Genomic DNA, 7,853 nt, shown 5'->3' with positions numbered 1-7,853 from the left:
CTTTGCGCAGGTAGTAAGACGCTGGAGGCGTCTTGATGTCCATCGTGAAGGACTTGTCTTGGTAGTATGTGATCACGGTCGGGCAAGGCGCACCTGGCTCCATATCCTGTGTTTTCGCGTTAAACGCTTTACAGAATTCCATGATATTGATGCCGCGCTGACCCAGCGCCGGCCCAACGGGTGGGCTCGGGTTTGCTTGTCCTGCGGGCACTTGCAGCTTCATCTTGCCTGCGAGCTTCTTGGCCATTGGCCTTCTCCTTTTCCAACCCCCTCGGAACGCGTTCCTCAGGGCTACTTGTTGTGTGGTTCGGTCTGACAGCCGCGGCCGCCTCGCCTCCCACGCTCATACATCGGGTTCCCCCGACGATCTCTTCGCCGTTACCCTTGTTTGGTAACCTGCGTAAATTCGAGTTCCACAGGCGTCTCACGCCCGAAGATAGACACAGTGACTTTCAAGCGCTGGTTATCGTCGTCGACTTCTTCCACCATGCCATCAAAGTCTTCAAACGGCCCTTCGTTGACCTTGACCTTCTCACCCACATCAAAGCTGATCATCAGCTTCGGTGCATCTTCGCCTTCCTGAACACGGTTCAGGATCTGGTTCACTTCTGCATCACGCATCGGCATCGGGCGGCCTTGCGGGCCCAAAAAGCCAGTGACGCGGTTGATCGAATTGATCAGGTGATAGCTACGGTCACTCATCTCCATGTGCACAAGCACATAGCCGGGCATAAAGCGGCGCTCTGCGGTCACTTTTTTACCGCGGCGGATTTCAATCACTTCTTCAGTCGGCACAAGCACTTCGTCAATGGCATCCTCCAGCCCCTGCTCTTCAGCCTGCTGCCTGATTTGTTCCGCAATCTTCTTCTCGAAGTTCGAGAGAACACTTACCGAATACCAACGTTTCGCCATTGCTGTGCCCGTTCCTTACTGTGCCCACCTGCGCAGGCCTTATTCCGATCACCCGACAGCAAAAAATTTGCGAGCAACTCGAATCGTCGCTCACCATGTCGGGATTTGATGGGGAGTTACATCGCATAGCCCTCGGTTTCAAGCCCTCAAGCCCAAAACAAAACAGCCCCGCAAATTGCGAGGCCACTACATGTCTTGTACCGACAGTTTTACCCGAAGACGTTGAGAATAGTCTGCAAGCTGTTGCGGATCAAAACATCCACAAGTGCAAAAAAGATCGCTGTCAGCGTCGCCATGATAAAGACCATAACAGTCGTCAGCATGACTTCACGGCGCGTCGGCCATACGATTTTTGAAACTTCTGCGCGCGTTTGCTGGATAAACTGAAGCGGGTTGGTGCGGGCCATTGGCGTATCGTCTTTCTAACTGCTTTGGGGTCACTTACGCATAAGCCCCCCCTAAATTCAAGGCACATTTGCGCCTATTCGGCGGGAGAGCGCCGCAAAGCAAGGCGCTCAAACGGATCATCTTGTGGCAACTCCACGTTTTCAAGGGCCATATCCCGCTCGGAACGGCCCAGATCTGGCGTATAAATTCCATCACTAAAGCGCTCAGGCAGCCGCGCCAAGAGCCCATCCACACGGTCCGCTGCACGCTGTAAGCGCTCGATAATTTTCTGAGCACGCTCAGGGCGCTTGCTTTGATACCAAATCCAGGCCCCCTCCGACAGTTCGCTGATCCGTGCCGACCCAAGCAGCAAAAACACAATCAATGCCAGCCAGACCAGCATGAACAGCACCAAAGGAATGAGCCAAGGCTTGAACAATATCACAACGGCCAGAGCCGTCAGCCCCGCCAATTTCAAATAGCGCAATATCTGGTCTTTTTCGATTTTTGATGTGCCCGCGCGCTGCCGCGACCGTGCCCGCATGCCACCGATCCGCTTGAGCCCGCTCAAGCGGGGCCACTTCAGGCCAAACCGGCTTGGCCGCAAATCTTCAGCGCGATACGGAGCCTCATCAGAGGCCGCAACGGGGCGCCCCCTCACATCTTTGGGCTGGCCGCGCAACGTCACACGACGCGGCGCAATACGAGCCGCCGCCGAGCTTGCGCCCGCGTCGTCACGCCCTTCGCCATGTGCCTCGCCGCGCCGCTCCGGATGCACTTTCGCATGACGCGTCTCCGTCTCGATCAGGAGCCGCACAATATCGAGCGGATCATCATCCTTTGCGGAATCGGGGGCACTGATCGTCTCATCTTGGTGTTTCCCAAGTGTCATGCCCGTGTTTCCACTTATTTTATCGAGAGTGTCCTACCCTGCGATACAGGCCCCAAAACGGCCAAAATATGTCAAACTCGCGGAAACTGTGCCTCATACGTCTTTCACATGTGAACTGCCTGCAATATCATCGCCCAAAAGGAGACCCCTATGGCCGATATGCTCGCCCGACGCCGCGCCCTCTTGGGCCCCAATGTGCCGCTGTTTTACGAAGAGCCCGTGCATATCGTCCGCGGTGAAGACGTCTGGCTCTGGGACGCAGACGGCAAGCGCTATCTAGACTGCTACAACAACGTCCCACACGTCGGCCATTGCAACCCTCGTGTTGTCGATGCGATCTGCAAACAAGCCGCCACACTCAACACTCACACCCGTTACTTGCACGACGGTATCCTCGACTACGCCGAGCGCCTCACCGCCAAAATGCCCAAGAGCCTTTCGACCCTCCTGCTCACTTGCACAGGCTCGGAGGCCAATGACGTAGCCATGCGCATGGCCGAAGGCATGACAGGCAAACGCGGCATCATCGCGACAGACGCCACCTACCATGGCAACACAGCGCTGGTGAGCCAGCTCTCCCGCAGCAATATCCCCGAAGTTGGCTTCGGTCTTGGCGACTACATCCGACATATTTCCGCCCCTGACAGCTACCGCAGTCCCGACCCCGATGGCGCCGCTTTCGCCGCCAGCCTCCAAACGGCCATCGACGATCTGAACGCCTCGGGCCATGGCTTTGCCGCGCTCGTCATTTGCCCCTATTTCGTCAACGAGGGGTTTCCAGACCTGCCCAAAGGCTGGCTCGATGAAGCTGCGCGGATCGTGCGCGCGGCAGGTGGTCTGCTCATTGCCGATGAGGTCCAGCCCGGTTTCGGGCGGATCGGCTCGCATTTCTGGGGCTTTGAGCGTCAGGGGATCACCCCCGATATCGTCACACTCGGCAAACCCATGGCCAATGGTCACCCCGTTGGCGGCGTTGTCACGCGCCCCGAAATCATGGCGCGCTTTCGCGAGGCGTTTCGCTATTTCAATACATTCGGCGGCAATCCCGTCTCCTGCGCCGCCGCGCTCGCCGTGCTCAACGAGCTCGAGGAAAAAGCCCTTCCCGACCACGCTGCACGCGTCGGTGCTTACGCGCAGGAGAGGCTCAGCGCGCTCTGTCAAAAACATGAAGCCATCGGCGACATTCGCGGCGAAGGCATGCTCTTTGGAGCCGAGCTGGTCACAGACCGAAGTACAAAAGAGCCCGCCACGGCCCTCACGACCAAAGTGTTCAACACGATGCGCCAACGTGGCTTCCTCATGTCCAGCTTGGGGCGCGCAAAGAACACCCTGAAGATCCGTCCACCCATGCCATTTGCCCAAGGGCACGCCGAGATGCTGTTTGACACGCTCGACGAGGTTTTGACGCAGCTTGCGCCCTCTTAAGCAGGCCTCAAATGGGTCGGTCTTTACGTCTGTTTTCCGCCTCCCCGGCTGTGCCCTTGCGCGGCGCGACCGCGGCAGGGATCACCCCACTGATCTCAGGGCTCATGCCCGCCTCTCGCATCTCAAGCCGGAAGAACGAATGCTGCGCGCGACCCGCATGTTTTGAGGCGTATAGCGCAAGGTCGGCATCCGCCAACATCCGCACAGCATCCGGCGCATCATGACTCACCGAAAGCACGGTTCCACAGCTGGCCGAGACATGACACATATGCGCCCCAAAAGGCATCGGCACCTCAAGCTTTTGGATGATCCGCTCGGCCACCCGAACGAGCGTCTCACGATCTGTCAAACCATCAAACAAGATCACAAACTCGTCGCCACCAACACGTGCAACCGTATCGTCGCTGCGGGTCTCTTCCACCATAATACGCGCCACGTTCTGCAGGACATGGTCGCCCGCCGCATGGCAGAGCGTGTCATTCACCGCTTTGAAGAAATCCAGATCAATATGCATCAGGGCAAATTCGCGCCCCGCCTCGATCAGCCGCGCCAACACATGGTCCATAGCGCGGCGGTTCTTCAGCCCCGTCAACGTATCGGTAAAGGCCTGCTCTTCCGCCGCAATCATTGCGCCTTGCAGTCGCAGATTAAGCTTTCGAGACGCCTCCATGGCCGCTGATTTGGCTTCCACGAGATACAGCATTTCAATGGCCAGATCTGTCGCCGCAAAATCACTGCTCACCAGCGCATAGTCACGGACCGCATCCAACAGTGAAATCCCGAAACCAAGGTTCAACACGGCCCCGCGCCCATCCGCTAGTGGCGCCAAGGCTCCCTTCAACGCGGTTTCAGGCTCCCCACGCAAGCGCAAATGTAGCTTCAAACCAGCGCTGTTCAAAAGCTCGTCCATCGTCTTCACAGATTGCGGTCTGCGCAGCTCGAACACGTCCAAAAAACCGCGGCCCTCCAGAGGCAGGCTCGCGCGCAGCTTCTGCAAAGTCGCTCCAACATGCACAATGTGCCCCGATGCGTCCAAAATCACATGCATTGGACAAAACGCATCCATCAAGGCCTGCACATCGCCTATATTCTGCGCCTCTGCTCCGATCCGCTGCATGTCGCTCATCCTGCGCGCGCCCCAAGCTCAAAGCCGCGCCCCGCCGCAAAAGCTGCCTCAATAAGCTGGATCTCAATCCTCTCACTGCCCTCTGACGCAGGGAAATACTCCAAGATCACAAGCGCACCATAGTCATCGGCCATCGCCCGAAGGACACCGAGCATGACAGCCCCAAAACCAAGAGGCTGCGACCTCACCGTCAGACTGAAGTGATCCATTGCATGCTCGCAGAGTTCAAGCAGCGGTAAGGGCAAATCCTCCACAGCCAGCCGCGCGCGGTCGGGCAGGTCTTCAAGAGAGTGCAAAAATTCTACAAAATCTACCCCGCCAAACCGCAAAAGCCGACGCACGGCTTCCGTGTTTTCATGGCTGACAAGATAGGTTCCGATATCTTCCAGCAGCGCCTCAAGCGGTAGATTGAGCTCGGCACACACCACACGCAAAACACGCTCAGTCACCTCAGCATCATAACTCAGCATCGCTTCAAACTCGACAAAGCCTAACTCGGCTCGCTCCGCCACTTCACGCCAAAGCGTCTCGCCACGCGTGTCGCTGACAAAGCCCTGTATTGTTCGGTTGATCAGCCCATGCATCTGCCTCAAGTCCCTTCTTTGGGGCAGAATGCACAGCACAGGTTAACACCACCTCAATGGTGCTAATTGTAAGGAATAATAGTCAGTTCACCGACACCTAAGACGTTGCGGATTTGTGGCTTAAGCTCAAACGCGCCCGCGGTAACACGCTCAAACAAATTTTCAGGCACTGCACGCTCCCGCCCAGCCGCGTCATAGGCCAAAGCCTGCTGCAAATAGTACTGGCCCGATTGCAGCCTCAGCGTCCAAACCCTCGGTTTCTCTTGCGCCACAAGCAAGGCGTCACCGCTAAAGACTGCATCAGCCCCCGCTCCCAGCATCACGATCGCACAGCTCGGCTCTGTGCCTTCCGGACAGTGTCGCTCAAGCGCCATTAAGGTCCCGCGTTCCATTGCCTCAAACACAGAGGTACGCCCCTCTCCCTCAGGCAAAATCTTGATCCGATTGGTCAGCTTTGCGCGCAAGGCTGTGTCATTTTCGGCTCTGGCAACAGTCTTGAACTGCCAAACAGACTTGGCCTCCCGCGCGGCCACAATCCGCTCTTTCAAAGGCGCATCTGCCATGGTTTCAATCTTTGCAAGCCCCGCCTCGCCCACGCGGCCCCAGCCATGCGCCATCTCGTAAAGCGGCAGCTCCGCGGCCTTGACTGTGCCCGCTTCAAAGCGCGCCACTTGGCTGCGCACAGACAGCGCCTCGACATGCGCCAGAGGCGTCAGCCACAAAACAGCCCCGCCCCAGACCACAAGCGCCATATAGAGATTGCTCTGTCGCAGCCGCCCCTGCCCGCCCTGCGCGCCGCTCAGAACAGACCAAAGATACCAGCCCACATACCCGATCAGGAAAACCGCCGTATAAGCCGCCATCCCCCGCTGTGGCGTCCAGCCATAGGCCGCAATCCTGATCCAAACGGCATAGATCGCAAGCCCAACAAGCACAGGAATAAGCAACGCCATAATCCGCGCGGAGAATGTCATAAGCTTCATCTCCGACGCGTTTTCATCGTCACGATCAATCGCCGCCGTAATCAACGTCACCCCAGCAAAAGCCACAGCCATCAAGACACCTGCAGTGGAGAGCTTGCCAAACAAATCAGACAGCCCGCGGAACGGAAGCGCCCCGATAAAGACGATCACAACAACCAGAACCAAGGGCAAAAGCATCCGCAGAAGCCTGTGCACCAAGACAGGCGAAACATACTCGCGCAGCTCGTGCACTGTCGCCACACCAAGGCCAAAGACCGCGCCCACCAGCGTGTAGCGCAGCCAATCGATATCAAGCAAATCGTCGATAATCCGAATGCCGACCAGCTTCAAAAGCTCATCCGACAGCAAGAGAACCACAAAGATCAGCCCCGCAAAAAGCCATCCCGCAACGTAGCGGATAAAGATCCCCCAAGCGCTGTCAAAAAGCCGCGCATAGTCGCGCCAGCCCACGCGGTCTTCCAGCGTCGCCGCAGCAAACGGCGCCCCCACAAGAGCAATCACAAACAGCGCCATAAGCGGGTGCCCCGCATCAAAAAACCCGTCAACAGTTTGAAAGCGAAGCCCGGACCAGAGCGCAAGCAAGCCCGTCAGCCCGCCCAAAGCCAGCGAAGGCAAGACTGCCCGCAAAGGCCGCTCAGGCCCGACCAGAGCCATCAGAACAGAGAAAAATACGCTCGCACCCACCGTAAGCGCCAAGAGCAAAAAGCCCTCTTCGACAACATCAGGCAGAAGCTCAAACAAAGACCAGAGGCACAGCCCTGCTATCGCCCCGATGCCCGCCAGCTCAAGCCTATCTTTCATCACCCGTCTCCTCTTTATCCGCCAAGTTTACGCTCAACACAGCAAGACGAAAAGCCAATTCCTGTGCAGATTTCGCGGTGCTTTCGCGCAGCTCGCTCAGAACCCCTCCTTTCCGATTGCACCTCTGGCCCGTTCAACACTGGCCCGTTCAACACATGTTCAGGCTGATACCATTCCGCTTCGCTCATCACATCTCACAACGTGAAAGACCCGCCCCATGAAAGCCCTGCGCATCACCGCCTTTGCCGAAGCCGTCACCCTTATTTTTCTGGTCTGCGTCGCCGTCCCGCTCAAATACATCTTGGGCATGCCTGCCTTTGTCGCGGCGTTAGGCCCTGTTCATGGCGTGGCCTTCATCGTCTTTCTGGTGGTCACCATGTATGCTTTGGGCGAAGGCCTCATCACCCGCGGGGGCGCGCTGCGCCTCTTCATCGGCTCCCTGATCCCCTTTGGCGGCTTCATCAACGAACGCTGGCTGGCCCGCCAAGCCACCGAGACGCACTAGCCACATCCAACGACGCACCGCAAAAGCAGACACTTGACGACAAGCCACCCGTCGCCAAACCCTGTATGACGGGCTGCTGGGCGGACCTTCGCTGCCGTTCGCTAAGCCGTGCATCGCCAGACCGTGGGATGGTGATCTGACGGAATTTCGGGCCACTTTATGCCAGCCAAACACGTCCTCGCCCAAAGGTGCGCGCCTGCGGCTGCCAAATCACCAGCCCGCGGGACGGTCTGGCGAT

General features: G+C 57.8%; 8 protein-coding genes and 1 pseudogene. 2 read left to right on the top strand and 7 right to left on the bottom strand.

Features of this window, described 5'->3' with window-relative positions; translation table 11 throughout:
* The 4 genes and pseudogenes from rplK to P8O11_RS01410 form a co-directional block, all read right to left on the bottom strand.
* Positions 1-247 (bottom strand): annotated as a pseudogene (rplK, locus tag P8O11_RS01425) (50S ribosomal protein L11); the annotation flags it as partial.
* A gap of 131 nt (positions 248-378) precedes the next feature.
* Positions 379-912 (bottom strand): transcription termination/antitermination protein NusG, encoded by a 534-nt coding sequence (nusG, locus tag P8O11_RS01420; protein WP_089887565.1) that lies wholly within the window; start codon positions 910-912, stop codon positions 379-381.
* A 209-nt stretch (positions 913-1,121) separates the two neighbouring features.
* The gene (gene secE / locus P8O11_RS01415) at positions 1,122-1,319 is read right to left on the bottom strand and encodes a preprotein translocase subunit SecE (RefSeq protein ID WP_300290885.1); all 198 of its coding nucleotides are present in this window, start codon (positions 1,317-1,319) and stop codon (positions 1,122-1,124) included.
* Positions 1,320-1,393: 74 nt separating this feature from the next.
* Positions 1,394-2,191: a hypothetical protein gene (locus P8O11_RS01410; RefSeq protein ID WP_300290883.1), complete on the bottom strand. Its 798-nt coding sequence runs from the start codon at positions 2,189-2,191 to the stop codon at positions 1,394-1,396.
* Between the two features lie 150 nt (positions 2,192-2,341).
* On the opposite strand from P8O11_RS01410, the gene P8O11_RS01405 reads away from it, so the two are divergent.
* Positions 2,342-3,616: an aminotransferase class III-fold pyridoxal phosphate-dependent enzyme gene (locus tag P8O11_RS01405; protein ID WP_300290881.1), complete on the top strand. Its 1,275-nt coding sequence runs from the start codon at positions 2,342-2,344 to the stop codon at positions 3,614-3,616.
* A 7-nt stretch (positions 3,617-3,623) separates the two neighbouring features.
* Here P8O11_RS01405 and P8O11_RS01400 read toward each other — a convergent pair whose 3' ends face one another.
* From P8O11_RS01400 to P8O11_RS01390, 3 genes are all read right to left on the bottom strand, one after another.
* The gene (locus tag P8O11_RS01400) at positions 3,624-4,742 is read right to left on the bottom strand and encodes a diguanylate cyclase (protein ID WP_300290879.1); all 1,119 of its coding nucleotides are present in this window, start codon (positions 4,740-4,742) and stop codon (positions 3,624-3,626) included.
* Positions 4,739-5,326, bottom strand: a complete 588-nt coding sequence (locus tag P8O11_RS01395; RefSeq protein WP_300290890.1) for a heme NO-binding domain-containing protein — start codon at positions 5,324-5,326, stop codon at positions 4,739-4,741. Before P8O11_RS01395 ends, P8O11_RS01400 begins: the two co-directional genes overlap by 4 nt.
* A 62-nt stretch (positions 5,327-5,388) precedes the next feature.
* Positions 5,389-7,110, bottom strand: a complete 1,722-nt coding sequence (locus tag P8O11_RS01390) for a DUF4153 domain-containing protein (RefSeq protein WP_300290876.1) — start codon at positions 7,108-7,110, stop codon at positions 5,389-5,391.
* A 217-nt stretch (positions 7,111-7,327) separates the two neighbouring features.
* Here P8O11_RS01390 and P8O11_RS01385 point away from each other — a divergent pair, with 217 nt between their 5' ends.
* Positions 7,328-7,615: a DUF3817 domain-containing protein gene (locus P8O11_RS01385; RefSeq protein ID WP_300290874.1), complete on the top strand. Its 288-nt coding sequence runs from the start codon at positions 7,328-7,330 to the stop codon at positions 7,613-7,615.
* Positions 7,616-7,853 lie beyond the last annotated feature (238 nt).

The organism is Lentibacter sp., assembly GCF_029254145.1.
Classification (GTDB): Bacteria; Pseudomonadota; Alphaproteobacteria; order Rhodobacterales; family Rhodobacteraceae; genus Lentibacter.
This window is presented reverse-complemented; position numbering and strand designations above follow the sequence as displayed.